Source organism: Streptomyces flavovariabilis, from assembly GCF_000725785.1.
GTDB lineage: Bacteria > Actinomycetota > Actinomycetes > Streptomycetales > Streptomycetaceae > Streptomyces > Streptomyces hawaiiensis.
In genome coordinates, this window is record NZ_JNXD01000041.1 from 1 (window position 1) to 24,834 (window position 24,834).

26 protein-coding genes and 7 pseudogenes are annotated in these 24,834 nt (G+C 67.2%); 10 read left to right on the forward strand and 23 right to left on the reverse strand.

What is annotated here, in order from left to right; translation table 11 throughout:
* Positions 1-95: 95 nt before the first annotated feature.
* From IO24_RS46955 to IO24_RS0138655, 9 genes and pseudogenes are all read right to left on the reverse strand, one after another.
* Positions 96-875, reverse strand: a complete 780-nt coding sequence (locus tag IO24_RS46955; RefSeq protein ID WP_234335394.1) for a Mu transposase domain-containing protein — start codon at positions 873-875, stop codon at positions 96-98.
* 28 nt (positions 876-903) lie between these two features.
* A complete protein-coding gene (locus IO24_RS46120) occupies positions 904-1,359 on the reverse strand; it encodes a hypothetical protein (RefSeq protein ID WP_199808908.1) in 456 nt (151 codons plus the stop codon).
* Positions 1,360-1,514: 155 nt separating this feature from the next.
* Positions 1,515-2,033, reverse strand: coding sequence for a hypothetical protein (locus tag IO24_RS0138630; RefSeq protein ID WP_031144330.1), 519 nt, complete (start codon positions 2,031-2,033; stop codon positions 1,515-1,517).
* Positions 2,034-2,171: 138 nt separating this feature from the next.
* A complete protein-coding gene (locus IO24_RS0138635; RefSeq protein ID WP_031144332.1) occupies positions 2,172-3,128 on the reverse strand; it encodes a PIN domain-containing protein in 957 nt (318 codons plus the stop codon).
* A 133-nt stretch (positions 3,129-3,261) separates the two neighbouring features.
* The gene (locus tag IO24_RS43955; RefSeq protein WP_078899578.1) at positions 3,262-4,179 is read right to left on the reverse strand and encodes an RCC1 domain-containing protein; all 918 of its coding nucleotides are present in this window, start codon (positions 4,177-4,179) and stop codon (positions 3,262-3,264) included.
* Positions 4,180-4,233: 54 nt separating this feature from the next.
* Positions 4,234-5,025, reverse strand: a pseudogene (locus IO24_RS43960) (IS5 family transposase).
* Between the two features lie 55 nt (positions 5,026-5,080).
* Complete coding sequence (locus IO24_RS45430; protein WP_157851340.1) at positions 5,081-5,257, reverse strand: zinc-binding dehydrogenase; 177 nt, start codon at positions 5,255-5,257, stop codon at positions 5,081-5,083.
* 53 nt (positions 5,258-5,310) lie between these two features.
* Positions 5,311-5,733: pseudogene (locus tag IO24_RS47500) on the reverse strand (zinc-binding dehydrogenase); the annotation flags it as partial.
* On the reverse strand, positions 5,730-6,566 hold the full coding sequence (locus tag IO24_RS0138655) for an ATP-grasp domain-containing protein (protein ID WP_031144336.1): 837 nt from the start codon (positions 6,564-6,566) through the stop codon (positions 5,730-5,732). The pseudogene IO24_RS47500 and the gene IO24_RS0138655, both read right to left, overlap by 4 nt.
* 469 nt (positions 6,567-7,035) lie before the next feature.
* On the opposite strand from IO24_RS0138655, the gene IO24_RS46965 reads away from it, so the two are divergent.
* Positions 7,036-7,143, forward strand: a complete 108-nt coding sequence (locus IO24_RS46965) for a hypothetical protein (protein WP_234335395.1) — start codon at positions 7,036-7,038, stop codon at positions 7,141-7,143.
* A gap of 101 nt (positions 7,144-7,244) precedes the next feature.
* On the forward strand, positions 7,245-7,775 hold the full coding sequence (locus IO24_RS0138670; protein ID WP_031144338.1) for a hypothetical protein: 531 nt from the start codon (positions 7,245-7,247) through the stop codon (positions 7,773-7,775).
* Positions 7,776-8,059: 284 nt separating this feature from the next.
* Here IO24_RS0138670 and IO24_RS46130 read toward each other — a convergent pair whose 3' ends face one another.
* Positions 8,060-8,341, reverse strand: a complete 282-nt coding sequence (locus tag IO24_RS46130) for a hypothetical protein (protein WP_031144340.1) — start codon at positions 8,339-8,341, stop codon at positions 8,060-8,062.
* A gap of 252 nt (positions 8,342-8,593) precedes the next feature.
* Between IO24_RS46130 and IO24_RS0138680 the strand changes: the two genes are divergently transcribed.
* Together IO24_RS0138680 and IO24_RS0138685 are read left to right on the forward strand one after the other, a co-directional pair.
* Entirely contained in the window at positions 8,594-9,331 is a 738-nt protein-coding gene (locus tag IO24_RS0138680; RefSeq protein WP_031144341.1) for a dienelactone hydrolase family protein, read from the forward strand.
* Positions 9,332-9,782: 451 nt separating this feature from the next.
* Positions 9,783-10,304 (forward strand): GNAT family N-acetyltransferase, encoded by a 522-nt coding sequence (locus IO24_RS0138685; protein WP_031144343.1) that lies wholly within the window; start codon positions 9,783-9,785, stop codon positions 10,302-10,304.
* A 541-nt stretch (positions 10,305-10,845) separates the two neighbouring features.
* Here the strand turns inward: IO24_RS0138685 and IO24_RS0138690 are convergent.
* Together IO24_RS0138690 and IO24_RS0138695 are read right to left on the reverse strand one after the other, a co-directional pair.
* A complete protein-coding gene (locus IO24_RS0138690) occupies positions 10,846-11,871 on the reverse strand; it encodes a S66 peptidase family protein (RefSeq protein WP_031144345.1) in 1,026 nt (341 codons plus the stop codon).
* A gap of 187 nt (positions 11,872-12,058) precedes the next feature.
* Positions 12,059-12,205 (reverse strand): annotated as a pseudogene (locus IO24_RS0138695) (IS5/IS1182 family transposase); the annotation flags it as partial.
* Between the two features lie 45 nt (positions 12,206-12,250).
* Here IO24_RS0138695 and IO24_RS43985 point away from each other — a divergent pair.
* A pseudogene (locus IO24_RS43985) lies at positions 12,251-12,712 on the forward strand (IS5 family transposase); the annotation flags it as partial.
* A 9-nt stretch (positions 12,713-12,721) separates the two neighbouring features.
* Here IO24_RS43985 and IO24_RS0138700 read toward each other — a convergent pair.
* From IO24_RS0138700 to IO24_RS0138715, 4 genes are all read right to left on the reverse strand, one after another.
* Positions 12,722-13,249 carry a GNAT family N-acetyltransferase gene (locus IO24_RS0138700; protein WP_031144349.1) on the reverse strand — a complete coding sequence of 176 codons (528 nt, stop codon included), beginning with the start codon at positions 13,247-13,249 and terminating at the stop codon, positions 12,722-12,724.
* A gap of 100 nt (positions 13,250-13,349) precedes the next feature.
* Positions 13,350-13,682, reverse strand: a complete 333-nt coding sequence (locus IO24_RS0138705) for an STAS domain-containing protein (RefSeq protein WP_037669709.1) — start codon at positions 13,680-13,682, stop codon at positions 13,350-13,352.
* Positions 13,683-13,757: 75 nt separating this feature from the next.
* On the reverse strand, positions 13,758-14,690 hold the full coding sequence (locus IO24_RS0138710; RefSeq protein WP_031144353.1) for a sensor histidine kinase: 933 nt from the start codon (positions 14,688-14,690) through the stop codon (positions 13,758-13,760).
* Entirely contained in the window at positions 14,690-14,980 is a 291-nt protein-coding gene (locus IO24_RS0138715) for an STAS domain-containing protein (protein WP_338055620.1), read from the reverse strand. Before IO24_RS0138715 ends, IO24_RS0138710 begins: the two co-directional genes overlap by 1 nt.
* Before the next feature lie 983 nt (positions 14,981-15,963).
* Here IO24_RS0138715 and IO24_RS0138720 point away from each other — a divergent pair.
* A complete protein-coding gene (locus tag IO24_RS0138720; protein WP_031144357.1) occupies positions 15,964-16,812 on the forward strand; it encodes an RNA polymerase sigma factor SigF in 849 nt (282 codons plus the stop codon).
* 297 nt (positions 16,813-17,109) lie between these two features.
* Here IO24_RS0138720 and IO24_RS0138725 read toward each other — a convergent pair whose 3' ends face one another.
* Positions 17,110-17,526 (reverse strand): ATP-binding protein, encoded by a 417-nt coding sequence (locus IO24_RS0138725; protein ID WP_234335393.1) that lies wholly within the window; start codon positions 17,524-17,526, stop codon positions 17,110-17,112.
* Positions 17,527-17,733: 207 nt separating this feature from the next.
* Between IO24_RS0138725 and IO24_RS41520 the strand changes: the two genes are divergently transcribed.
* Positions 17,734-18,114, forward strand: coding sequence for an STAS domain-containing protein (locus IO24_RS41520; protein WP_234335392.1), 381 nt, complete (start codon positions 17,734-17,736; stop codon positions 18,112-18,114).
* Between the two features lie 965 nt (positions 18,115-19,079).
* Positions 19,080-20,294, forward strand: a complete 1,215-nt coding sequence (locus IO24_RS41525) for an IS110 family RNA-guided transposase (RefSeq protein ID WP_234335391.1) — start codon at positions 19,080-19,082, stop codon at positions 20,292-20,294.
* Between the two features lie 369 nt (positions 20,295-20,663).
* Here the strand turns inward: IO24_RS41525 and IO24_RS0138745 are convergent, their stop codons facing one another.
* Complete coding sequence (locus tag IO24_RS0138745; RefSeq protein ID WP_031080431.1) at positions 20,664-21,068, reverse strand: type II toxin-antitoxin system PemK/MazF family toxin; 405 nt, start codon at positions 21,066-21,068, stop codon at positions 20,664-20,666.
* 163 nt (positions 21,069-21,231) lie between these two features.
* Between IO24_RS0138745 and IO24_RS44000 the strand changes: the two are divergent.
* Positions 21,232-22,005 (forward strand): annotated as a pseudogene (locus IO24_RS44000) (IS701 family transposase); the annotation flags it as partial.
* A gap of 273 nt (positions 22,006-22,278) precedes the next feature.
* On the opposite strand, the gene IO24_RS0138750 reads toward IO24_RS44000, so the two are convergent.
* Genes IO24_RS0138750 through IO24_RS0138760 form a run of 3 tightly spaced genes read right to left on the reverse strand, consistent with a single transcriptional unit; the run spans position 22,279 to position 23,286 of the window.
* Complete coding sequence (locus tag IO24_RS0138750) at positions 22,279-22,605, reverse strand: DUF1048 domain-containing protein (RefSeq protein WP_031144366.1); 327 nt, start codon at positions 22,603-22,605, stop codon at positions 22,279-22,281.
* 1 nt (position 22,606) lies between these two features.
* On the reverse strand, positions 22,607-22,963 hold the full coding sequence (locus IO24_RS0138755) for a DUF1048 domain-containing protein (protein WP_031144368.1): 357 nt from the start codon (positions 22,961-22,963) through the stop codon (positions 22,607-22,609).
* Positions 22,960-23,286, reverse strand: coding sequence for a PadR family transcriptional regulator (locus tag IO24_RS0138760; protein WP_031144371.1), 327 nt, complete (start codon positions 23,284-23,286; stop codon positions 22,960-22,962). Before IO24_RS0138760 ends, IO24_RS0138755 begins: the two co-directional genes overlap by 4 nt.
* Before the next feature lie 467 nt (positions 23,287-23,753).
* Here IO24_RS0138760 and IO24_RS44005 point away from each other — a divergent pair, with 467 nt between their 5' ends.
* Entirely contained in the window at positions 23,754-24,290 is a 537-nt protein-coding gene (locus IO24_RS44005; protein ID WP_234335390.1) for a hypothetical protein, read from the forward strand.
* Here IO24_RS44005 and IO24_RS41530 read toward each other — a convergent pair.
* A pseudogene (locus IO24_RS41530) lies at positions 24,226-24,589 on the reverse strand (transposase); the annotation flags it as partial. The gene IO24_RS44005 and the pseudogene IO24_RS41530 overlap by 65 nt on opposite strands.
* Positions 24,590-24,730: 141 nt before the next feature.
* Positions 24,731-24,834, reverse strand: a pseudogene (locus IO24_RS44930) (IS481 family transposase); the annotation flags it as partial.

The following is a 24,834-nucleotide window of genomic DNA, read 5'->3' on the forward strand; positions in this document are numbered from 1 at the left end:
GGAGAACGGCTCGATCCACTTCGGATCATCCGCTGAGATCACCCCACCCATGCCCAGCCAACGCACCAACCGCCACACCGGTTACGGGACAACCTCTAGTCGGCCGGCTGTTCGGCGCCCTGGTCGGCCTCGCCCCACTTGCGGGCCTCCAAGGCGACCGCGTCGGCGGTCAGCGCGCCGGCCCGCAGCGCGGTCGCGATCCCGGCCACCACGTGCTCGTGGACCATGTGCCGGTGCAGAAGCAGGACCGCGATCAGAGCCCGGGTGCCCTCGGCGTCGCCGTGGGCCTTGCAGGCTGCCTGCCACCAGGCGTCGTGGACCGGGGTGAACTTGCCAGCCGACCTGGCCTGGTCCAACGCGGTCGCGCCGGGCAGCGCGCCGGGCTTGCGGACCAGCGCCTCCAGGTAGTGGTCCAGCTTCAGTCGGGAGCCGCCCTTGGCGATCAGCCGCTCGTGGCGGGCGACTTCCCGGTGCGCGTCGTAGACCACCAGCTCGGAGGCGTGCAGCACGACCCGCACCATCCGGCCGATCAGTCGCACCGGCACCGAGTTGTGGTTGGTGCGCACGCTGACCTGGCTGTAGCGGTTCACCCGCAGCGAGGACACCAGCCCGGTCTCGAACTCCTCCTCGGGCAGCGGGACCAGCAGCGGGCGCTCTACGGCGAACATCTCACCGATGGTCAGCGCCCTCTGCATGATCCGTCGGGCGTCGTCCTCCTCATCCCAGCGCTCCACCATCGCGTTCAGCTCGGCCAACGAGGCGACCTTCGGGACGGGGACCAGGTGGTTTCTGCGGAACCAGCCGATCTGCCCCTCGACGCCACCCTTCTCGTGGGCGCCCTCAATGCCGGGATTGCAGTAGAAACTGTTGATCAAGAAGTGGGACCGGAACGCCGTCCAGCGGTCACTTTCCACCCGGCCCCCGGGTGCGGCCCAGCACCTGGCTGACCGCGGCGCGCAAGGTGTCGTAGCGGACCTTGCCGCGCGGCACGCCGCCCAGCACTTGCAGCGCGTGGGCGTGGCCCCCGAGGAAAGCTTCCTGCCCGCACGAAGCGAAGATCTTGTGCACGGCCTTCCCGCTGAACGACAGCCGTAGCGAGAACAGGAACACCTTGGTGGACACGCCGTTCAGGTGGATCCACACATCCCCGAAGTCGACCTCCGCCTCGTCGCCGGGGCGGTGAGTCTGCGGCACGAACGCCTGCGGCGGCCCGCGGCCCTCCTCAACGCGGATCTCCGGACGCCGCACGGCGATGTAGGCGCGGACCATCGAATTCGTCACGCCCTGCGCGTCGTGCTCGTCGATCAGCCGGTCGAATACCCGCTTGACGGTGTGCCGCTGCTTGCGCGGCGCATCCAAGTCATCCCGCAGAATCCGGTCGATCGTCGCCTTGAACGGATCCAGGAGCTACGACAAGAGGGCCTACGTCTTCCACGGCACGGTCACTCTTGCGGCGATTCGGTTGTGGCTCCGCTACTGATGTCAGCCACCGCAGCGGATGCGCCGGTAATTCCTCAGTCGTCGGCGGCGACGATGAGCGTGATCCGCCCAGCCGAGCGGTCGATGAGCACGAACTCGTGGAAGTAGTCGTGCACGCGTCCCCAGTCATGAATCGCCTCATCACCGAACTCTCTGAGGTGGTAGATGCCATCGGCTGCGGCCAGGCGGGCGAACACCTCCCCCTGCAGATCTGCCTCCAGCTCGGTGGGCACGTCCCAGAGCGGATCCACCCACTCCCGCAGCATCTGCACGGCCTTCTCCTGGCTGATGGACTCGTACAGGTCGGGAGTGATCAACCGCAGCCAATACGGACCGTGCCGGGGCCCGTCCGGCAGCACTCCACCACCTGCATAGTCGTCCCGGAACTGCTCATGCCCAATCAGTGCGGCAAGCAGCCCTCTATCGGCCACTGACTCCGCAGAGAAGCAGAGCTGCTTGATGTCAACCCACCGAAACCCGTGCTCCTTCGGATCCGGGACGTAACGTCGAAAGTTGATGAAGGCGCTTTCCTCGTGAGCGAGCCCGTTGTCCATGGCGCCAGCCTAGAAGGCAGGCAAGGGGACCCTGCCGACTCACCGGACAGGCCCCAAGCCGCTCGCTGACGAACGGCACCTTCGTCTCCGACCCGATCCGGCTGGCTGGCTGGCTGGCTGGCTGGCTGGCTGGCTGGATCAGCCTTCGGGCTGCGTCGCTCGTTCAGCCTGCCGCACACGACGCTTCGCACGGGTACCGGTACCCGACTTGTTCTCGGCCTCCCAGTCCGGTTCCGGGCCAGGGTCCTTCGCCTTTACCTTGGTCACCTGTAGCCCGGCAGCCCGCCCGCGGGTGTGCTGCCCGGTGTCGCACGTCAGCAGCCGTACTTCGCGCGCTGCGAGGGACTGGACCGCCACCGCCCGGTCGATGATCTCGTCATCGGCGATCGGAAGACGGACATGGCCGGGCTGGTCCAGGACGATCTCCACGTTCACCTCCCCGCGCCAACTGGCCGGCTCACCGCTCTTGTCCGCCTCGCGCAGGACGCCGAAGGTGCAACCGTTGAGGACCTCATCCAGGTGACCGAGCGTGTGAAGGGCACACCAGCGCGATCGGTGCTTTCCCGACTCCTTCAGCCCGTCCAGCTCGTCGACTACGACGATCGGGAACAGCAGCCGAATGTCGGCGTCCGGAGGGAGCTTGAGGACCTGGTGGAGGTCGACTTCGGAGAGCCTGTCAGGGTTCTGGACGTAGAAGCTGGAGTCGGCGACGACGAACAGCTCCCGTCCTGTCCAGCGCTCTATTTGGACGGTGAGCGCTTCGAGGGCTTCTTCAAAAGCCTGGATGCGTTCGGTCACTTCAAGGTTGGTCAGCCCGTTGACGAGGCGCTCCTGGGCGCTGCCGGCGAGCGTGCCACAGCTGCTGAGGAGCAATTGGTAGCGAGGGGTGAGGAGGAGGCGGTCGATGTCCTTGCTGCTGATCTGGTGGCGGAGCGTGCCAGCGGTGTCGGTAATCCAGTTCAGATAGCGCATGAGCCGGGAGAACGCCGTTTCCGGCCCGGCAGCACCCGCGAGGTTGATGGCCGCGGTGTGGGCGTTGCGGAGCGCTTCTCGTATGTTGCGGCGATCGGCACCGGGGTGGGGCGTGATGAGCATGCGCCGATCCTTCCAGCCGGTCGGGGCGAGCGGAGGGAGAACTTTGACAACGCCCTAGTGACCTGAGTCAGAGATTCGTCGGCAGTATGCGGCGACTTCGTCGAGGATCTCGTCAGCGGTCTTGGGACTGGAATCAGAATGAGGTCTCTGGGGATCGGAAATGACGGCGTGTCAGTTCGCCTTGGCGCGGCCCGGGGGCCTTTGGAAGCTGGATTCCGGACCAAGCATCGACTTCGCACTGTCTGTCGTCATTGTTCCCTGCGGCCACGACTGTGCCGTTGGCACGCAGACCGAGGGTGTGCGTTGAACCGGCCGCCACGGCGACGATGTCGCGCCAATCGCCGACTTCGCACTGTCCGTAGCTGTTGTCACCCACTGCGAGGACCCGCCCGGACGCAGTGACCCCGACGGTGTGGTAGCTGCCCGCGCCGAGCGCCACCACGTCTTCCCATTCATCGACCTCGCACGCCCCGGCTACCCGGTCTCCGGTCGCTACTGCCCGCCCGTCGGCTCTGAGGCCGACGGTATGGAGGTACCCGGCCGAGATGGCGGCCAGGTCACGCCACCCTTCAACGTCACACTGCCCTCGTCGGTTGTTCCCCGCGGCCAGTGCAGAACCATCTGACCGGACGCCGACCGAGTGCCAGTCACCACACGAGACGACGACCATGTCGCGCCAGGACTCCACGTCGCACTGTCCTTCTGAACTCCGGCCAACTGCTAGCACGCGGCCATTCGCGAGTAGCCCGAGCGTGCGGCGCCAGCCTGCGGCCACGGCCGTAACGCCTCGCCATCCGGCGACATCACATTGCCCATCGCCATTCCACCCCGTTGCCAGCACCGTGCCGTCCGACCGGAGTCCCACAGTATGAGACCTGCCCGTGTTCGTCGCGGTATGGACGTTGCCAGCTGCCACCGCGACGACGTCTTCCCATCGCTCGACACGACTTTCAGCGGCTGCGGTATTGCCCACGGCGAGAACGGTTCCATCGCAGCGTCGTCCGACCGAATGACGCCTTCCGGCCGCCAGCGCCGACGAGTTGGCGAGCATTCCGCCTCCTTGCGCTAGTTGCGACACGGGATTCCACCTTACTTTGGCCTGGAATCAGAGCGGGCTCCTCAGTCGTCGCCAGCAGATGACGGCACAACCGAGTGTGATGAAGGCCTGGTGGATGTCGTCGCGGATCTCCCAGCGGATGCGTAGGCGGCGGAACCAGTGCATTAGTGCGATGGCGCCTTCCACGACCCAGCGGTGTACGCCGAGTCCGGAGCCGTGTTCGGTGCCGCCCCGGGCGATGTGCGGGGTGATTTCGAACCGTCGGACCTGGTCGCGGTAGCTCTCGTGGTCGTAGCCGCGGTCGGCGTAGAGGTGCTTCGGGCGGCGCAGGTTGGCCGCGTTTGCCTCGGATCGGCGGGACCGCTCGGATCAGTGGGGTCAGCGGGGTCACGTCGTTGCGGTTGCCGCTGGTCAGCGTGGTGGCCAGCGGGATGCCGTGAGCCTCGACGATCACGTGGTGCTTGCTGCCGGTCTTGCCCCGGTCCACCGGGGACGGGCCGGTGGCCGCACCACCTTTCATCGCCCGCAGATGGCTTGAGTCGACTGACGCCCGGGAGAGATCGAGTATGCCGGCCGCCCGCAGTTCGGCCAGCAGCAGCTCGTGCAGGCGCTGCCAGACCCCGGCCTCGTTCCACTCCCGCAGTCGCCTCCAGCAGGTCATCCCGGAACCGAAGCCGAGTTTCTGCGGGAGGTAGCGCCAGGGGATGCCGGTGTAGAGCACGAACAGGATGCCGCACAGAACCCGCCGGTCATCGAGCCGACGACGCCCGGGTACCGGAAGCGCCGGCGTTGAGGGGGTCTTCCATGGAACTCACCTTTCGGTAGAGGTATGAGCTGTATGAGCTGACCTGTGCCGGTCAGCGGGACGTGTGGCGCGGGCCGGGCGAGGCCGGCGTCATTCGGGGATCAGTACGAGCTTTCCTCGGGTCCCCTGCTCCAGTACGCAGCGGTGGGCTGCGGCAGCCTCACGCAGCGGCAGCGTGTCGCCGACGACCGGGACCAGGGCGCCTTCGCGCAGGCGTGCCGCCACCCCAGTGAGGGCGTCGGTCGTTTCCGCCGGGTGGCGTTCCACAGCGCGAGGCCGAGGATCGTGGCTTCCTTCACCATGGCGAGTCTGGGAGTGAAGTTAAGGCTGCCGCGGCTGCCGACGATCACCACGCGGCCTGCGGTGGCCAGAACGGTCAGATCCTTTTCCAGGTTCAGGTGCGCTGCCATCTCAACGATCACCGAGGGGCCTTGACCGTCGGTGATGCGCGTCAGTTCGTCCAGGTATCCGGCCGATCCGTGGTCGAGAACGTGCGCGGCCCCGGCGGCGCGGACCAGGTCGGCTCCTGCCGGGGTGCTCGCGCTGCCGATGACGATGGCTCCGGCGGCGTGGGCGAGCTGGGTGTCGGCATCCGCCTCGAATCCCGCCTGACCATGAAGGAGATCAAGCCCCGCCCGTGACGCGAGCAGCCTTGCAAGCCCAAGTGAGATGACTTCTAAACCCGTGTCGGGCGTGTCTGCCCAGGGCCGCGATCGCTCTTGAGGGCTCGTATGCCACCTCAGACGCGGGGCTGAGCGTCCAGGAACCGGTGGAGGGAGGCCGTCATGCTCGCCACGAACGACTCACGGGTCCGGTCGGAGACCAGGTCCAGGGACAGGTACGGGTTGAGGTCCTCCAGCTCCACGAGGAGCAGCTCGCCTTCCCAGGTGCGGCAGGCGTCCACGCGCTGGATGCCGTGGTCGAGGGTGTTCCAGTCGATGAAGGGCCGAGCAAAGGCCAGGTCGGCGTCGGTGGGCTCGTAGGGCTCAAGGACCCAGCGCCGCTCGGGGTCGGGGGCGTGAAGGGCGTACTGGAAGGTGTCGTCGACGTAGTAGAAGGACACCTCGTAGCGGAAGTCGATGCGCGGCTGGACCAGGATGTCGCCGTAGACGAGGTCGCTCAGCTGCTCTCGGGGCACGAAGGTCAGGCCGATGGAGTCCGCGCCCGCTTTCGGCTTGGCCGCGTACTGGCCTGCCTCGGGCAGCAGGGGCAGGTCTTCGGGCCGGTCGATGGTGGGGATGACCGGGTATCCGGCGGCGGTCAGGTCCAGCAGGTACTGCTTGCCTGCCATGTCGCCCCGGCCGGACAGCGGGTTGTAGACCCGGATGCCACGGGCCACGGCCTGCTCCCGGAAGGCGTCGTGCTCCTTCTGGTAGTGCAACACGGGCCCGCTGTTGCGGACCACGACCACATCGAAGGCGTCCATCAGGGCGGCGGCATCCAGCGGGTGGCACAGGGCGATGTCGAAGCCGTCGCGCAGCCGGGAGGTCAAGAAGATGTCCTCGTCGCAGTAGCGTCGCCCCCGGGCCTGGTAGGCGAGGTCGGTCACGAACAGAACTCTGGGGCGCTCGGGCATCGTGCATCTCCTTAGACGGTGCCCCAAACCTACCTATCCCGCGGAACACGGCCTCGGGCAGCCGCGTGGTCGTGGGCTGTCAGCGCGCTCCCCCCTGACGCCCCTCGGTGTCGTCTACCGCTCAGACTTCCCTACGCTCTTCTCCGGGATCGGGCGAGGTTCGGTGGCACACGCTCAAGATGCGATGTCACAGGACGCTCAGCGGCACTTGAGGTGGCACGCGGCCTGCCACGGATCCGGGCCGGCCCCGTCCTGCCGACCGAACTCCGGGCCACCTTTAGCGGCCTGACTGGGAAACGCCCTGCACCGCCTGAACGACCACGTCCAAGATCCCCTGCCCGAACGCTGTCGGTGCGACCAGTACGCCGAAAACCAGCACGATAACAACAGTCAGCTTCTCGTCGAACCGGCCTTAGCGCGTCGTGCCCAACATGGAGCCGATCAACGACTGCATCTGGCGGAACCCGGGCTGGTCGTCCTCGACGTCGCGGCCGCCGACGACCCGCACCGCCTTCGCCTTTCAGAGGGCCAGGCGGTCAAGGTCAATGACGATGTCCGTGGCCCGGGCGTGTGGTGATCCAGCTGGACTTGTCTGCAGCCGGTGAGCTGGGATGACGTACAGCATCCCGTCTCCGGGAAATCGCAACTGAGCGACGCGAGGCGCCGCACACTGACGTCATGCAGATGTCTGAGCCCTTCGCCACCACCGTTGCCGCAGTAGCCCCTGTCGTGTGGCTTGTGGGTGCTGTCGAGTATCACCAGGTCGCTAAGCAGACGTTCGAGGCTTACAACGCGGGTGAAGTGCTATTGGCTCAGACCGTTGAAGGGCTCAAACGTGCGGGCGATGCGGAGATACTGGCCCATCAGTGGACTGAGACGCAGCAGCAGACCCTGGGACCACCGAGGAGGCTGCTGCCCCTCCACGCCCTTTGGTCAGTTGTCACCACATGTCTGTTGAGCTCCCTGGTGATCGCCTTGGCATGGCTAGCCCACGGCGATGAGCAGGATAGGTCAAGCGGTGAGGCCATGTTTTGCTTCGTCACCCTCTGCGGCAGCTTCATCATTGTGACGGCCGTACCTGTGGCTGCTGCCTTGAGGCGGGTTTCTAAGTCAGGTGATCAACGTCAGGCTCTGAGCCAAGAGATCGAACGGCTGCAGGCAGACGCGCGAAGGCGCGTTGAGGCAGATCAGATGTCACCACCCGGGTGAGCGTCGCTCCACCTTTGCGTTCGTACTGCGGTTGCCGCGAGCGCTGTTGCAGCGGCGGTGCGCTGCGCGGGCGTTGGCGGGGTCGAGGAGGCTGCAACCGCGCGAGGCACCAGGGGGCGTCGCGCCCCATCCTGCTGTGATCCGACCGGAGCGTTCACGGCGCTCCTGCTCCAGCCGCCGTAGCGGCCAAGAGGTCCCCGAGCCAGCGCCTCGAACCGTAGACCGCGCCAGGGACATCGCGCCCCTGACAGATGTCAGGGTGTGGCATTCGGGGCTGGCCGGCGTCACTGGCTGGCGAGCAGGCCCGCGAGAGCGCCGTGCTCGTATGACACGTGCCCGGCGAGCGGGCGCACCAAGTGCCGCATCGACGGCTCTGCCGGGTAGCGGAGCCGGCCGATGGGCAGTTGAAGGTCGAGCGGGGCCCCAGGGTCAAGGACGTGGAAGCCGTCGGCCTCGTGGAGCATGTCTCGTCGGCTGATCGCGTTGCTGCGGACCTTGCTCCTGCCCATGGAACACGCGCCGACGTGCACCGCGACCGGGGTGTGCCCGTTGATGCTGATCTGCACCGTCCACTCCGCGGCGGCTTCGCGCTCGTTCCGTCACAGGTATCGGCATAACTGTGACGCGGCAGAGCCGACAGGGCGGCCCCTGATGGACTCTGACGGGGTGTGACCGAGATACGCGCCAAAGGGGCAACGGGGTGATCTTGAAGCCCTGAGCGCCGGGCCCGTCCCCTATTTCAGAGGGACACCTACGCTGTTCTGCCAGCGGCAGAACACCGGTCGGACCGGGCTCGACGATCACTACAGTCCAGTCTCATGGCGACGATTACGACGCGTACGGTCGAGTACCCGGCCGACGGTTTGACGATGATCGGGCACCTCGCGCTCCCGGCCGGTGTCGACCGCCGGCCCGCAGTGCTGCTCGGGCCAGAGGGCACGGGGCTCAGCGACGTCGAGCGCCGCCGGGCCGATGCTCTCGCCGAGCTGGGATATGTAGCGCTGGCCTTCGACCTTCACGGCGGGCGCTATTTGGGTGACCCCGAGGAGATGCTGGCCCGTTGCATGCCACTGCTCGCTGATCCCGACCGGATGCGGCGCATCGGCCACGCGGCACTCGACGAGTTGCGCACCGAGCCCCGGACCGACCCCGACCGGATCGCCGCCATCGGCTACGGCACCGGTGGCGCCATCGCGCTGGAACTCGGGCGAGGCGGCGTCAACCTGCGCGCGATCGGGACAGTCAACGCAACTACCACGGGCCGACCGGGTGAGGCAGCGCGCATCCGCTGCCCGGTGTGGGCCGGGGTCGGGTCGGAAGACCCGATCATGCCGCCCGCGCAACGAAACGCGTTCACCGCTGAGATGCAGGCCGCGGGCGTCGACTGGCGCCTGGTGGTCTATGGCGGTGCCTTGCACGCCTTCCACCACCCGCCGGTCGACCACCCCGTGGTCCCCGGTGTCGGCTACCACCCACAGCACGCGCAGCGAGCCTGGCGCGACGTCGTCGACCTGCTCGCCGAGTGCCTGCCCGTGACGGAGGACCTGGGGGCATGACCCAGGCGAGCATGCTGGCGCCAGGACTGGTCAGCGTCGCGCACTGACAGTCTCCTCCCCTCAAGCCCTCACAGCAGAACCGCATTCGGGCAGTTGTGCGATCGCGGAGACGTATTCACAACTGCCGCAGTAAATACCGGATTTACTGCGACGGAACCCTGGCCGTGATCGTCGCGACCTGCGGCGGACCGTTCCGGCTTCCAGAGCGAGATGTACGCATTCAGACGTCGTTTCACTTGGTGAGTCGGCGGTAGCCGATGAGGGCTGCGGCTATGCCGACTGGCTTTGTTCACCAGCTTCGACAGCACTTGCTCAGTGTTTCGGGAGGCACTCCAGCCACGTCATGTTCGATGTTCACCACAAGCGGCAGCGACGCCAGCGAGCCCGGTCGGCGCCGACGCACAGCACCAAGCCGGTAGAAAATCCGTTGTCGTGCCATCGACGCGGTCGCATGCTTCAGACCGTGACCACTGAAGACGACCCCACCGATGCCACCGTCACCATGCCTGTCACCGTGCGCGATCTGCTGCCCCAGGATTTGCCAGCGTGCACCTGGTCCGGCTCGGCCACCCACCTACGCCACGTAGAGCGAGAGCTGGCGCGAGCTGCGTCGGGCGAGGTGGACTACCTGGCTGTATGCACTCCCGTGGATCTGCCGGTGGCGATCGGCGGCATCGACTACGAGGTCGCCGAGGAAGCCGGAACCCTGTGGCAGCTCGCCGTGCTGCCGGCGCTGCAGTCCTGCGGCTTGGGAACGCTGCTCGTCCGCGCTGCCGAACAGCGGATCAGGCACCGCGGGCTGCGTAGGGCCGAACTCGCGGTGGAGGAGGACAACCCCCGGGCGCGCGCCTTGTACGAGCGCCTGGGCTACGTCGCACACGGCCGCAAACCGGAAGCCTGGGACGAGGAAGGGCCCGACGGGTCGATCCGTCGCCACGAGACGATATGCGTTCTCATGCGAAAGGGCCTCTGAGCCCGCGTCCAGCGGCGCTTGCGCAACGGGGGCAGCCAGGTGGTCGTCGCTCAGCGGCCTGTCCCAGGCGCCGTTGAGTACCCGGCGGGTCGGTGCAGGTGCTGTCGAAACTGGTGAATGTTCGCTTCGCACCCACCGCCGTCTGCTGCCCGAAGCGGTGAACAAATGCTGTCCGCTCCCGTGGACAGAGCCAGCCGACGAAGGCCAGGAAGTGCTCGGCCTTGCGCTCGTAGCGGCGGTGCAGCCTTCGGCATCCGGCGAGCCAGGAGACCAGATTGAGAGGCTCCGACAGCAGGTGACCCGACTTGCTCTTGCCGGCGCGGTTCTCACCCAACAGCGGGACGCAGCAACAGAACCTTCCACGGCACCCAACAACGTCGTCCCCCTCCGTCCTCCCACCCCCTGACATGGCTAGGACGGCGCGTGCTTGGGGGTGGTGGCGAGGTGAAGTGGCCCCACCCCGGGTCTTGCGGTGGGACAGTGGATGTGGCGCGCCGGGGGTGAGTGCTGCCGAGGCTGTCGGCTCGCTGATCCGCGTTGCTCAGACGCCCGGTTGTCCGGTCAACGCGAGCGGGCGTACCGCCGGTTCGAGCAGCGACAACGTCCGCTGCTGCGCGTCGAGAGCAACACGGATCCCGACGGGCATCGGCAGATTCGGGCCGGCGTGTCCGAACTCGACGTTGCCCAGGACCGGGATGTCACGGTCGCCGAGGACATCGAGGACGATCTCGCGCAGGGTCGGGGACGCGTCGGGCGAGTCGAGTCCGTCGATCCCGTCCGGGATGCCCACGACCATGCCGGAGATCCGATCGAGGATGCCGGCGTGCCGCAGTACCTGCAGATAGCTCCACACATACGCTGCCAGGCCTCCCGCCTCCTCCCAGAACAGCACCGCGCCGTCGAACCATTCGAGCGGCAGCGCGTAGGGCGTCGCCTGGTTCAGCACGATGCGGTTGATCACTCCGCCGATCAGCCGGCCTTCGGTGCGACCGGCACGCCAGCACTCCCACGTCGGGGTGGTCGGCAGCGCGCCGATCGGCTCGGTACCGGTCAGCAGCGTCGAGTAGAGCTTCTCGAGTTCCGCTTGGCGTGCCGCAGTCGCGCGCTGCCAGTGTCCGCCGAGTCCAGGGGTGGCCAGGTCGGTATGGAAGCCGACCAGACCCGTGCGCGCGTAGAGCACCAGATGCAGCAGCGAGATGTCGCTGAAGCCGAGGATCGGCTTGGGGTCAGCAGTGATCGCCTCGAAGTCGATCAGATCGAGGTATCCGAGCGCCGTCTGGCCGCCGTCATGCGCGATGATCGCGCGCACCTCGGGATCCCGCAGAAGAGCGTTGAGCTCTTCGGCGATCTCCGTCGGCCGAGCCGCGCTCCACCAACGGTGCCGCCCGCCTTCAAGGAGTGGTGCCCGACGCACACGGAATCCCATCCGCTCGAGCACGACCACCGCCTGCTCGAGGTCGGGCTCGTAGACGGCATGGAGCGGCCCGGACAGCGATGCGATAACGACGAGATCTCCGGGCCTCAGGGCGCGAGGTCGAAGCGGTTGAGGCAGTGCAGTAAGGGTCACCGAGGGAGTATCCCGGCTCCCTCAGCACCATGCGACACATTTACCGACCGACCGACGGGCCGGCATGCCTTGCCTACAGGCCCCGGTCCTGGGCCCAGAGCAAGCTGCCCTCCGGGGCTCAAACCGGGATGGCCCCGGCCTGTTCCCGGACATCAAGCAGGTCTGAACAGAAGAACTTGACAGGGAAGGCCACGAACACGATGGCGGCCAGTACTTCCCGGTCGCCAGGTCGGCGGCGACCGCCGACCTGAGGCCGCGACGGCGCCTCCGGCACCACACGCTGGAACAGATCCCACAACTCATCCGGCACCAGTCGCTCAACGATCCCCACCACGACTGACAGCCTACCGAGCCAGCCAATTGAGATGACGTCTAAAGGGGGGACCACGTTGGTCCCTCACCGGTCGACCGGGCCCGCCCCGGCTCCAAGCACCACCTGATCGTCGACCGGCACGGAACCCCGCTCGCGGTCACGCTCACCGGCGGCAACCGGCACGACGTCACCCAGCTTCTGCCCCTGCTGAACGCGGTTCCCCCGATCCGGGGCCAGCGGGGACGCTCGGCGCAAGCCTCGGCGACTGTATGCCGACCGGGGCTATGACTTCGACAAGTACCGCCGCCTGCTGTGGAAACGCGCCATCAAACCCGTGATCGCCCGACGCGGTGCCGCCCACGGCTCCGGACTGGCAAGGTCCGCTGGGTAGTCGAGCGGGCCTTCGCCTGGCTTCACCAGTTCAAACGACTCCGCATCCGCTACGGAAGACGTGCTGACCTCCATCAAGGCTTGCTCGAACTGGCCTGCAGCCTCATATGCCTCCGCCGCCTGCGGACGTCGTTGTGAAACGATCAGTCAGTCGCTCATGATGCGCTCCCACAGCAGCCCGTCCTGCCAGCTCCCGTCGAGGAAGATCGAGGAGTGCGCGACGCCGTAGGGGCTGAACCCGTTGCGGCGCAGCACCCGTTGCGACGGCAGATTCGCAAGATTTGTGGACGCCTCAGCGCGGTGCAACCCGAGTTCGTCCGTCATCACCTGGAGTACAAGCCCGAGGGCGTGGCCGGCGTGCCCTTGGTTCTGGGCGACGCTGGCGATCCAGTATCCGACGGAACCGCGGCGCAGGTGCGGCTGCGGCAGTATGCCTCCGACGGTTATCTGCCCGATCACCTGGCCGTCGGCGAGTACCACGCCCGGCCAGACCGTGCCGGCCCGGTATCCGGCCAGCAGCTTGTCGATCCGCTCCGTCTGGCCCTCCGGGGTGAAGAAGTCGGCCGGCTGGGCCGGTTCCCACGCCCGGAAAGCCTCGAAGTCCCGCACCCGATGCGCGGCGATCGGGGCGGCGTCGGTGGGCTCGATCAGACGGATCCTGGTGCTGTTGTGCATGGGCTGATCCTCGTCGCGGTGCGTCGGATGAGACCGGCCAGCCTATGCGAGCCGCAGGAGCCGACACTTCTGGCCAAGCGCTTCATTCTGAAACGATCAGTTAGTCCGAGGTGGCGTCCGCGACGCTGTCACGGATGTCCAGGACAGTGTCGGCTCCGGTGATCGCAAGCACCCGCTTGAGCTGTGGCGTAGGCGCGGCCACACGCAGGCTCGTCATGGGATTGATGTGCAGCAGCAGGTTCAGGAGTGTTGAGTCCGCGAGCGTGACGCCCGAAGCGTCCAGGACCACCCGGGAATGCTTCTGGGCGGCCGTCTGCAACGCTTCGGCCAACGGGCCCATGGAGTTCATGTCGTAGTCGCCGTGAGCGACGACCACCCGGGGGCCCAGCCCAGCTCGTACTGAACACCGCCGCTCGCCCAGACGCATGTCCATTGAGGTGAGCAGAAATACAAGGGCCGCGAGACGAGCGGGGCGGGCGGCCACCCGGACAGGTGGCCGCCCGCGCTGTCACAAGCTGAGGTAGAAGCGCACGGTCGTGCCGTCGTCGCCGGTATGCACGCGCACCAGGTCGGACACGTAGTGGACCAGCATCAGGCCCCGGCCGCCCAACTGGCCGCGCTCCGGCGGGCGGCGGCCGGCCAGCGGATCGGCCAGCCGGCCCGCATCGCGGACCTCACACACCAGCTGCCTCTGCTCGGCCCAGACCGCGAGTGTCCCGCGGCCTCCGCCGTGGACCACGCTGTTGGTCGTCAGCTCCGCGACCGCCAGCTCCACATCCATCAGCCGCTCCCCGGCCAGGCCCAGCCGCATCGCCTGAGCGAGAGCGAACTGGCGGACCGCCGGAAGGTCCTCACCACCGTAGGAAAAGGCCGCGGCGTCCGGCGCCGTCGGCAGCTCCTGGTTATAGCGGGAGACGACCGCCTGCCAGTCGTAGACGTCGCTGACCGACTCACGTCCATCCCCGCTGATGAGGGTCGGGTGGGTAACCCGCGCATCGGCGATCACCTGCGGATCCAGCCGCACCTCGTCGTAGGGGCACAGGATCGTCACCGCCCGGCCCTCGAACGCGGCGTTGATCAGCGCCTCGTGCTGCGCGCACGCCGGGTACTCCACCGCGCTGCGCCCGGCCCAGATCGGCTCGCCGATGATCCGCACACGCCCCCTCGGGTGGGCGTCGGCGAATCCGCGCAGCACCTTGGGGATGATCCGCCCCGGGTTGCGGCCGGCCTCGGTCATGTCCAGGAACAGGATGCCCTCGGCGTCCCCGCCCAGACCTGTCTTGATCAGCTCCAGGTTGGGGCCGGGCACCGCCACGGCCATCGGCTCGCCGTTGGCCAGGCCCCCGCGCAGGAAGGCCACCGTCTGCTGCGTGTACTCCTGCTCGGTGCGGTAGAAGAGGGCCGGGTGCACGAACGCCTCGTGGGTGGTCACCGTGCTCATCACAGAGCCACCTCGATTCGGTCCAGGCCCGGCCAGAACATCTCCAGAACCCGCGGCAGCTGCGGCGGGGGATTCTCGACCACAACCCTGCCGTCGGGCAGGTTCATGGCGGTGACCGCCAGCGCGGTCACCCCGGCCACGTCGACGAACGCCACGTCCGACAGCTCCACGTACGACACGTCCGCGTGCCGCCGGGCCAGCTCGGACAGGGCCTGCTCCCACGACGGGCGAGTGAGGGAGCTGATCTCACCGCGGGCTCGTATCCCGGAACGACCGGGCAACGGGCTCACCTCCAACGCGGCCCTCCCGGGCTCCGCCGGGGCGGGTCTTCCCACCGCATGTGGGGCATCCACGCTCGGACTCCTTCACATCAAACCGCCTGCCGACCCTTCCGGCCCGGGCAGAGGAAAAAGTCCTACCCGACGGGGCAGTGTATCCAGGTGGCAGACAGGCCTGGATCTGCAAGTGGGAGCGAGCAACGTTTATCGACGTTTCGGATAGCGCTCGGGGATCGCGGAGCCCGCAAATGTCGACGAGGACCAGCAACGTTCCGAGGGGACCGGACGCTGACGTCGGCCGCAACCGGCCCCTGGTGTGAGCGTCACGGGCGAGGGGACGTCGATCGTCGCACTCGACCGTCACCGGCGAAAGGCGCCCGCAGCAGGGGGATGTCGTGTCATGGCCGTTCACCCGGCGCGCCAGATGGGTGACGGCTTGCCCCGGTGCCCGTCGTTGGTCCGACATGAAGAGCTCAATCAGCCCGCACCGTCAGGGTGCGGTGATCCGGTGCTGTCGCTCACAGGAGCGACTTCGTCCGGGGCTGCTGGACGAGGGAAGAAGAGGTCCTCGAGCGCGTCTGCAGCGAAAAGGAAAGCCATCATCACAGCAGGTAGAAGCAGGGCAAGCAGAATCACAGAACCTCCCGGCAGGTCGGTCTGTGGGCTTCGTGGCCCGGCTTCAGCATGGGCCCGAATGGCGGAACGCGCGCGGCGGGCTCCGGTGCAGTCGATACCCCGGACGGGCCCCTGGGCTGGCATCGACGGCCGCGGCTGTCGTCTCCGGGGCGACTCCGACCGAGTAGTCCAGGCGTATCCGAGCGCGGAAGGCTGCCATCACGGCGCCCAGCGAGGTGGCACGCAGTGGTCCGTAACGATGCCCGCCACGTTGGCGTCCTCGACCCCGCGGATGGAGTAGGCATGAAGGCGGGGGGAAGGGGTAAGCGCGGCAGCGGCGAGTTGAAGTGGGGTCGGCATGGCCGACTGGAGAGGGACACATGGTTACGGATACGGCAGTGACGACGGCTGAGGCGCAGTGCGCTGAACTGCCGGAGGTGGCCGACCCCTCCAAGGTCGCTCCGAAAGACGCGCGAGAGCTCACCCGCCTGTTCTTCCAGCAGCTGGATCTGCTGGAAGAGGGCACGCCGGAGTACCAGTACGCGCGCAACACATTGATCGAGATGAACATCTCCCTGGTCCGCTACGCGGCCTCCCGTTTCCGCAGCCGGGACCAGGAGGAGATGGAGGACATCGTCCAGGTCGGCGTGATCGGTCTGATCAAGGCCATTGACCGGTTCGAGCTGTCCCGACAAGTGGAGTTCACCTCCTTCTCGATCCCCTACATCGTGGGCGAGATCAAGCGGTTCTTCCGTGACACCACGTGGGCCGTGCACGTTCCACGCCGTCTGCAGGAGGCCCGCGTCCAGCTGGCGCGCGCCACCGAGGAGCTGAGCAGCCGCCTGGGCCGCACACCGACCGTGGCGGAACTGGCCCAGCTGATGAACCTGGAGGAGAAGGAGGTCATCGAGGCACGGGTGGCCTCCAACGGCTACCGCTCCTCCTCCCTGGACGCCGCCATCGGCAACAGCGAGGACGGCGAAACGGCTCTGGCCGACTTCATCGGCAACGACGACGGCGCGCTGGAACTGGTGGAGGACTTCCACGCCCTCGCCCCGATGATCGCCGACCTCGACGAGCGCTCGCGCAGGATCCTGCACTGGAGGTTCGTCGAGGAACTGACCCAGGCCCAGATCGCCGAACGGCTCGGCGTCTCCCAGATGCACGTCTCCCGACTGCTGTCGCGCACCCTGGCTCAGCTCCGGAAGGGCATGCTCACCACCCACTGACACCGCCACCTCCCAGCGGCGCCTTGGTCGTGGTGAACCGTTTCCCCACGCCACTACCCTGTGCACGGTCGGTCCGGAGCGGCCCGACTGGCACGATGTGCCGGGCGATCCGGACAGAGCCCGCCTGAGAACGCGGATCTCCTCTTCCAACCGCTTCTGCTGACCCTGGTCGCTGAACAGGTCCTCGAACACGGTCAGGGCGCGGCGCTGCCCGATGTCCTTCTCGGAGAACTGCACGCGGCGCTGGCCCGCCACGCCGCCTCACGCCCTGTCTGACTGGGGGCGGCCCGCGTGGTCCTACAGGGGCCGGCGTGCGGCGATGGCGCCGCCGGGGTCGTCCAGGAGGGCAATGCGGGCGGTGATGCGCTTGCCGACCGGCTCCCGCTGCGCTGCGAAGCCCTGGGCGACGGCCATGACGATCTCCAGACCGTGCTGGCCCACCCGTCCCGCGTCGGCGGCCCTCGCCACCGGCAGCACCGGATCGCAGTCCCACACCACCACCTCGACCGCGTCGCCGACGATGCGCAGGTCCATCAGTACCGGGCCCGGTGCGTACTTGCGGGCGTTGGTGACCAGTTCGCTGACCACCAGCTGGGTGAGGTCCATGGCACGCTGCGAGGCCGGCAGGCCGTACTCGGCCTGCACACGGGTGAGGAAGCCGGCGGCGAGGTGGCGGGCGCGGGCGATGGACGTGCCGTCGCCTTCCAGGGCCACCGTGGGGTGTATGGCTCGCTCATCCGGTACCGCGCTGTCCTCACCCACCGGGGGTGGTTCCCTCGCGGCTCGCTTCTCCTACCCCGTTCAGACCCCGCACGTACCCGCATGCTTGGTACACGCTTTACGCCCTGGTCGCGAAGGCATTACCCGCTCTGTGCAGGGCAGCACTGCAGGTGAAGGTCTTGGTGTGCCAGGATCACCGACATGGCTGAGGGAAAGATGGCGGACACCGGACAAGCTGAGCAGCCGGGTCAGCTGTCGGTCGTCTCCACCGCCACCGACGGCATCCGCGTGCTGACCCCGGCCGGGGAGATCGACCATGACACCGGCCAGGCGCTCCGCCAGACCCTGGACGCCTCATCCGGCGCTCCCCGCCCCCGCATCGTGGTCGATCTGAGCCGGGTCACCTTCATGGACTCCACCGGCATCAACATCTTCATCGCCGCCCACCGCAACCTCACCGAGGCCGACGGCTGGATACGCCTGGCCGCACCCGGCGAAGCCGTGATGCGCACCCTGCAGATCGTCGGCGTCGACGCCGTCATCGACTGCCGTGAAACCCTCCACCAAGCACTCAGCGACTGACCTCCCCGTACCGGCCATGCGCTGCCCGATCGGCTCAGTGCTGATGGTGATCGCGCGTGGACAGGTAGAGGGGACTGAGCCGGCGCCAGTAGCCGTGCACGAGGTCTTCGGCCTCCTGCACCGCCCGCTGAGCGCATGGCGCGTCCGTCGGCAGGCGTTGCTCAGCTTGGCCCGCGGAGGAGCCCGTGCGCCGGACATCCCTCAGCGCCGTCCAGCGCGAGGCCCGGCGGGATACCGCAGCCGTGCGCGGCCTGCCACTTCGGCCCGCCAGGCACCAGCGCGCGAGCAGTATCGCGGCCATCACTGACAATGCGCTGGCGGCATAGACCTCATGACCGGCCACTGGCTCCTCCTGCCGGACATCCGCATGGACCGTGCCGGATTCATGTGCCCCGGTATCGCATCGTCAACGTCACCGCTGGGCTAAGAAACCCTCACATGCCATCGCCGGGCGGTGAGGGGGCGGCATCCAGGCGGCCAACGGCACGCTCGCCAGCCTGCTCGACCCGGCCCGGCGTGGCCATCGTGGACAGGCTGGTCGTTCCGCGACGAGTGGGGCAGCCCGGAAACGCTGGACGCCCCGGGTGGAAGTCGGCGTCGACGTCGCCCGCGACGCCTCCGGCCGGTGGCGCCACCCCGCACGCCTGCACACCGTGCCCGCCCTGACCTCTCCCCCGCCGACGCCCCGCTCTGGTCGTCGTCGCCGCACTGACGGTGGCGCGGGCGCGGCGGCCCCGCCGACGGCAACACCGTGAGCTTGTCCTACCTTCCAAGCATGGGTCTGAGACGGTCACTCGTAGGATCGTCGGACCCAGGGGTTCCGGGTATGGCTGTGAGCTTGTCGCCGTTGGATGGCTCAAATGACTTGGCCGCCCGGAGCCCCGCGACGACTCGACCGCTAATTGGGATACGCGACTCGATCGCTGTGTAGGACAACGTCGGCGAGGTCGTCTGCGGGACTGCAGTTGGACGACGAGCTGGCGGAGGTGACCGTGCCCGAGATCTGGGCCGGGGTGGACATCGGCAAGGAACACCACCACTGCGTGGTCATCGACGCGCAAGGCGAACGCCTTCTGTCGCGGCGGGTCTTGAACGACGAGTCCGCGCTGTTGGAACTGATCGGTGACGTCCTCGCGTTCTCCGAGGACGCGCTGTGGGCGGTGGACATCAACCACGGCGGTGCCGCCCTGCTCATCGGCTTGCTTCTGGGCCACGGCCAGCCGATGGTCTACCTCACCGGGCTCGCCGTTCACCAGGCATCAGCCGCCTACCGTGGCCAGGGGAAGACGGACGCCAAGGACGCCTTCGTCATCGCCGACCAGGCCCGCATGCGCAAGGACCTCGGCACTCTGCGACCTGGCGACGAGATAGCCGTCGACCTCAAGATCCTGGTCAGGCGCCGCACCGACCTCGTCAACGACCGCACCCGCCACATCAACAGACTCCGGGAGCAACTCCTGGAGATCTGCCCGGCTTTGGAGCGGGCCCTCATCCTGACGAACAAGGGGCCCGTGCTGCTGTTGACCGGCTACCAGACGCCGGCAGCCATCCGCCGCAGCGGCGTCAAGCGCATCGAGACCTGGCTGAAGAACCGCAAGGTCAAAGGTGCCGCCACGCTCGCCCAGGCCGCCGTCGAGGCGGCTCAGGCCCAGCACACGTCACTGCCTGGCGAGACGCTGGCCGCATCAATGGTGGCCCGCCTCGCAAAGGGGGTGATGGCCCTCGAAGAGGAGATCGCCGAGCTCGATGCACTCATCGAGGCCCGGTTTCACGAACACCCGCACGCCGACGTAATCCGCAGTCTGCCCGGCATGGGCGCCATGCTCGGAGCCACCTTCATCGCCGCCACCGGCGGTGACATGAATGCCTTCGGCACGGCCGACCGCCTGGCCGCGTTCGCCGGCCTGTCACCGGTGCCACGCGACTCCGGTCACGTCAGCGGCAACATGCCGGCCTCGCCGCTTCCACCCCGGCCTCCTGCGGGCCTTCTACCTGTCTTCCATGGCCAGCCTGCGGTCGTGTCCCGCCTCACGGGCGTACTACGAACGAAAGCGCGCCGAGGAAAAGGACACAAGCAGGCCGTGCTGTCCCTCGCCCGTCGAAGGGCCAACGTTCTCTGGGCCATGATCCGCGACGGAGCGTGCTATCAAGCAGCACCACCAGTCACGAGGGCTGCTTGACATCCTCATTGGGAAGTCGTTTAACCTCCGACCGAACCTGGCCGTTGTCGACAGTCTCCGCGATGGGCAGGATGACGGACATGGCAGTGTCACCTGCAACACGTCTGCTTTGCGACACCACGTTTCCGGACAGCGACGCTGCGAGCGCCCCGGCACTCCTTGATCTCTACGCAGGAGCGGAGTGTGAACGCGTGCATCAGGCTGCGGTCCGGTTGAGCGGAGGACGTCTCGGCCGGCTTCGCATGTTGCTGGTACTCCAGCCGTAGATCGTGATCTCGATGGAGAGGGGCGTCGAGGCGGCAGGTGTCCAGTGTGGATCATCTCGCCCGAGATCGCCCATGCCGTCGCGGGCGTCGGCTCCTTCTCCGTCTACCCGAGTTCACCGCGACGGAGGGCGTCCCTTATCTCGCTGAGCTTCGCGGTCGTTGCCGGGGTCCGCTCCTGTGCTTGTTCAGCGAGTCGGAGGGCATCGTCGATCTCGCTGAGCTTCCTGGAGGACAGGACGGCCGCCCGCTCTATCAGGTCGTCCCGGGACACGGTGGTCAGCCACGTGCACGGGGTGAAGCCTGGACGCGGGAACGCGAGCCGCAGCACGCCTTCGAGCGGCAGCCCTTCACCGGCGCCGACCGTCACTTCGATGCCCAGACCGCTGATGTCGAGGCCCGCCGGAGCGACGACCTGCATCACCTGGAACCCGGACGCGTCGTCTCCTGACAGCAGTACGACCAACCTCCGCTCGTCGAACTGGACCCACCAGACTTCGCCACGTTGCACAAGCCCTCCGATACACAGGACGGCAGGCAGACGCTGCGCGACCTGACGCGGTGTCGAGACGGGTGCGGCCATTGATCATCGGTGCGTGAAGACAAACGATCATGCGGTGGCCGCAGGTCACAGCGTAGACCCTGCCTGCTGGCAGGAGGCGTTCGAGGGCCTGATGAGCCGGATAGCGGGATGCTTCACACGGGTCGAATCCCGGTGCCGGGCCCGGACGTTGGTACTCGGCCTGTTGTCGGACCTGCCGCGCAAGAACTGCTGGACCATCGCCGAGTGGGCCGGGGACAGGACCCCGGACGGCATGCAGCACCTGCTCGGGAGGGCGAAGTGGGACGCCGACCAGGTCCGCGACGAGGTGGGTGACTACGTGGTGGAGCATCTGCACGACGACGAGGCGGTGCTGGTGGTCGACGAGACCGGCGACGTGAAGAAAGGCACCGACACCGTTGGAGTCCAGCGGCAGTACACCGGCACCGCGGGCAGGATCGAGAACGCCCAGGTCGCCGTCTGCCTGGTCTACGCCGGCCGCCGCGGGCACGCCGCAGTGGACCGGGAACTCTGTGTTCCGCGTTCCTGGACCTCCGATGGGGCCGGAGCCAAGGGCCACCGCTTCTACGACTGGGCCGTCATCGACCTCACCGATCCCCGGCCCGGGAGCCGGCAGCTGCTGATCCGCCGCAACCGCAACACCGGCGAACGTGCCTACTACCGCTGCCACTCACCTGCCACAGTGCCGCTGACCACCCTGGTGCGCGTCGCTGGATCAACGTGGCGGGTCGAGGAGTCTTTCCAGTCCGGCAAAGGCCTGGCGGCCCTGGACGAGCACCAAATCCGCCGCTACCCGTCCTGGTCCCGCTGGGTCACCCTGGCCATGCTCGCGCATGCCTTCCTCGCTGTCCTCCGCGCGAACGAACACGAGGGTCATCCCTCACCCGACGAGCTGATACCGCTCACTTGTGACGAGATCAACGACTGTTCATCACGCTCGTCAGGGGCAATGCCGGGGGGTGTGTTCTGGGTGCTTATGAAGACGTTGCACCCGGGCCGGGGAGGGATGCCGGACAGCGAGCGGCGTCTGCGCCAGCAGGTCCGGCAGCCCGAGGAGCTCAGGCAGCCGACGCGAAAGAGCACCTGCTGCCGACGCAGACGACGCCATGAACCCCGCCGTGGTGGAACCCGGCAGCGTCGCGAACTGGTCCGGCGGCTGTCATTTCCTGGCCGCGCCGGGTTCCCCACCAATGGCTTCCTGGTAGGCATCCGCGTAGGTAGGAGTGTCCTTGATCAGGTCGTCGCAGAACGCGGCGACGTCGGTGCCGATGAGTTCCAAAACTCCCTTGCCCGTTGCCACGCCCTCCTCGAAGAAGTCGACGATTCCAGGGAGGAGGGGCCCGTCGGACAGGCTGACCGGTCCGACCTTGAACAGGTACTTCTGCATCTCCTTGTAGACGATCTGGTAGTCGGGCGGGAGTGCCTTGACCCGGGCGACGTGCGCCCGCCACTGTTTCTTGCCTTCGATAATGCCCTGGATGCTCACGTCAGCCTCCCAGCCGGCTCAATTTCCTTGCGACGTTCCTGTTCAACTGCTCGCGCCACCGGTCGCGGTGAGTCCGGGCCCCTGCTCCGCCGGCCAGCGCCGTACAGAAGCCCTGGATGTCGTCGCCGAGCACCTCGTGGACGCTCTGCCCGTCCGCTGCTGACATTTCGAGCAGCCCCAGGGCGGAGTCGAGGATCGGTGTCAGGTTGCGGCCGGTGAAGTCCCCGTGGGGGAAGAGGTGGGCGACGATCTGGTCCCACGCCTCCCGATAGTCGTCCGGCAGAGCCTCAACCCGGGCTCCGAACGCCTTCCAGTCCCTGGTGAGATCGCTGCCTGTGACCTTCTCCCAGAAGTTCATCTCTCGCCCTCCTTAAGCCTGTCGATGCGTGATGAGAGGTACTGCCATTTCGCCCAGAACCTCGTGAGTTCCTCGCGCCCGGCGTCGTTGAGCGCGTAGAACTTGCGCGGCGGACCGACCCCGGATGGACGTTTCGTCACTTGGACGAGCCCGTTCCTCTCCAGCCGCAGCAAGATCGTGTACACCGTCCCCTCGATGACGTCGGCGAAGCCGAGCTCGTTCAGCTGGCGAGTGATGGCGTACCCGTAGGTCTCCTCGCTGCCGATGATTTCGAGCACGCACCCTTCAAGCGTGCCCTTCAACATCTCCGTCAGGTCGTCCATCGCGGGTGCTCCTCAGCCCTGGCCGGTACTGCGTGGTACCGAATACCGCTATACGGTATCACCGAGTAGCGGAACGGCGACGTCTCCGGTGCACGCAATCCCGGGCCGACTCGTTCGGCGAACAACCGGGTTCCGTCGAACGCTGCAGCCCGGTCATCGGTTGAGCCGGCGGGTGGGCTCTTGCCCGTCAACATGCTGAACTCGACAGAAAATCCGCCGGGTGGGGCACCCGAGAGACCCTGGCCGTCACGCTCGCGCAGCCCGACCTAGTCGGCGAGATCGGCACCGACGTCGCCCGCGACGCCGGCGGCACCCCGCAAAGCACGCCCCGATCCCCCGGCAGGCCGTCCGGCCCGTCCCGCCTCCCCTCAGAAACTTGCTTTCAAGCCGATCTGCCTGTCCACGTGGGGAGGCCCACCAGCTGACGAGGATCGGACTGTCAGACGTGAGTACTAGCGTGTGCGGCTGTGGCTGACATCTTTGAACTCATGCTCACGCTGGACCTGCGCGACGAATTGTCGGAGGAGGAAGTCGCTGAGCTCCGATGGCACCTCGGGCTGGGCCCCAAGCCGGAAACCCTCAGTATCGTCACGGATTTTCCATTTGCGGTGGAGGATGATCACGGAAAGCTCGTCATCGAAGAGGATCCTTATCCTCTTCTGGGCGGCAGCGGCGAGGCATCCAAGGTGGACGGCGCACTTGTCTCGATCCTGCTGCGCAGGCAGAAGCCCTCGTTCGGTACCTGGGCTCTGACCAGCCGACAGGAGATCCACCCCGACGACTTCGAACGCACTGGCGAACTCCTCAGTTGGCTGGCGACCAAGGTCGGTGATTTTCACCGGCGCCACGATGGCAGCGTCCACCTGGGATGGACCCGGTTCTGCGAAGAGCACCAGCCCGAGCCGTTGGTAGTGCGTGACGGTGTAGTCATCTGGCCGTCGTCGCTGGGTCTTTCCTTGGCCAGCTGGGGGGGTGGCACCTCTCCGGGGGCCGACGGGTCATGAGGGTGATGGCTGCCCAGGTGATCAGCGTCTCAGGGTGTTGGACGAGCCGTTCGGTCCCTTGCGTGGCCGCGGGCGTGCATCATCCACGCAAGGCTGCGTTCGACGACCCACCGGCGGGGCAGCACGACGAAGCCGGAGGCGTCTTTTGGGCGGCTGACCGGTTTGATGGTGAGGTTGAGGTGCCGTTTCGCCTGGTCGACGAGTCTGCCGGCGTAGGCGGAGTCGGCCGAAACGATCGTGATCTCAGGGTGCAACAGGCGAAGGCGGAACAACACTTCCTTCGCTGCAGCAGCGTCGTGCTGTCGCTTCTGTCCTTCCTGATCGGTCAGTCTGCGTACCCGCACAGGCTCGGCCACATTCGCCTCCAGCCGTCGGAACGGACGTCACCGTCCATCCAACCGCCCCAACCTCCAACCCGGCGAACCTTCCCGGTCAAAGCGCTAGTTGTATTGACCCGCAGCGTTGTTGACGCGGGTGATGGGTGGCTGGCCTGCGAGTGCGGTGTGGCAGCGGTGGTGGTTGTAGGTGTGGAGGAAGTCTGCCA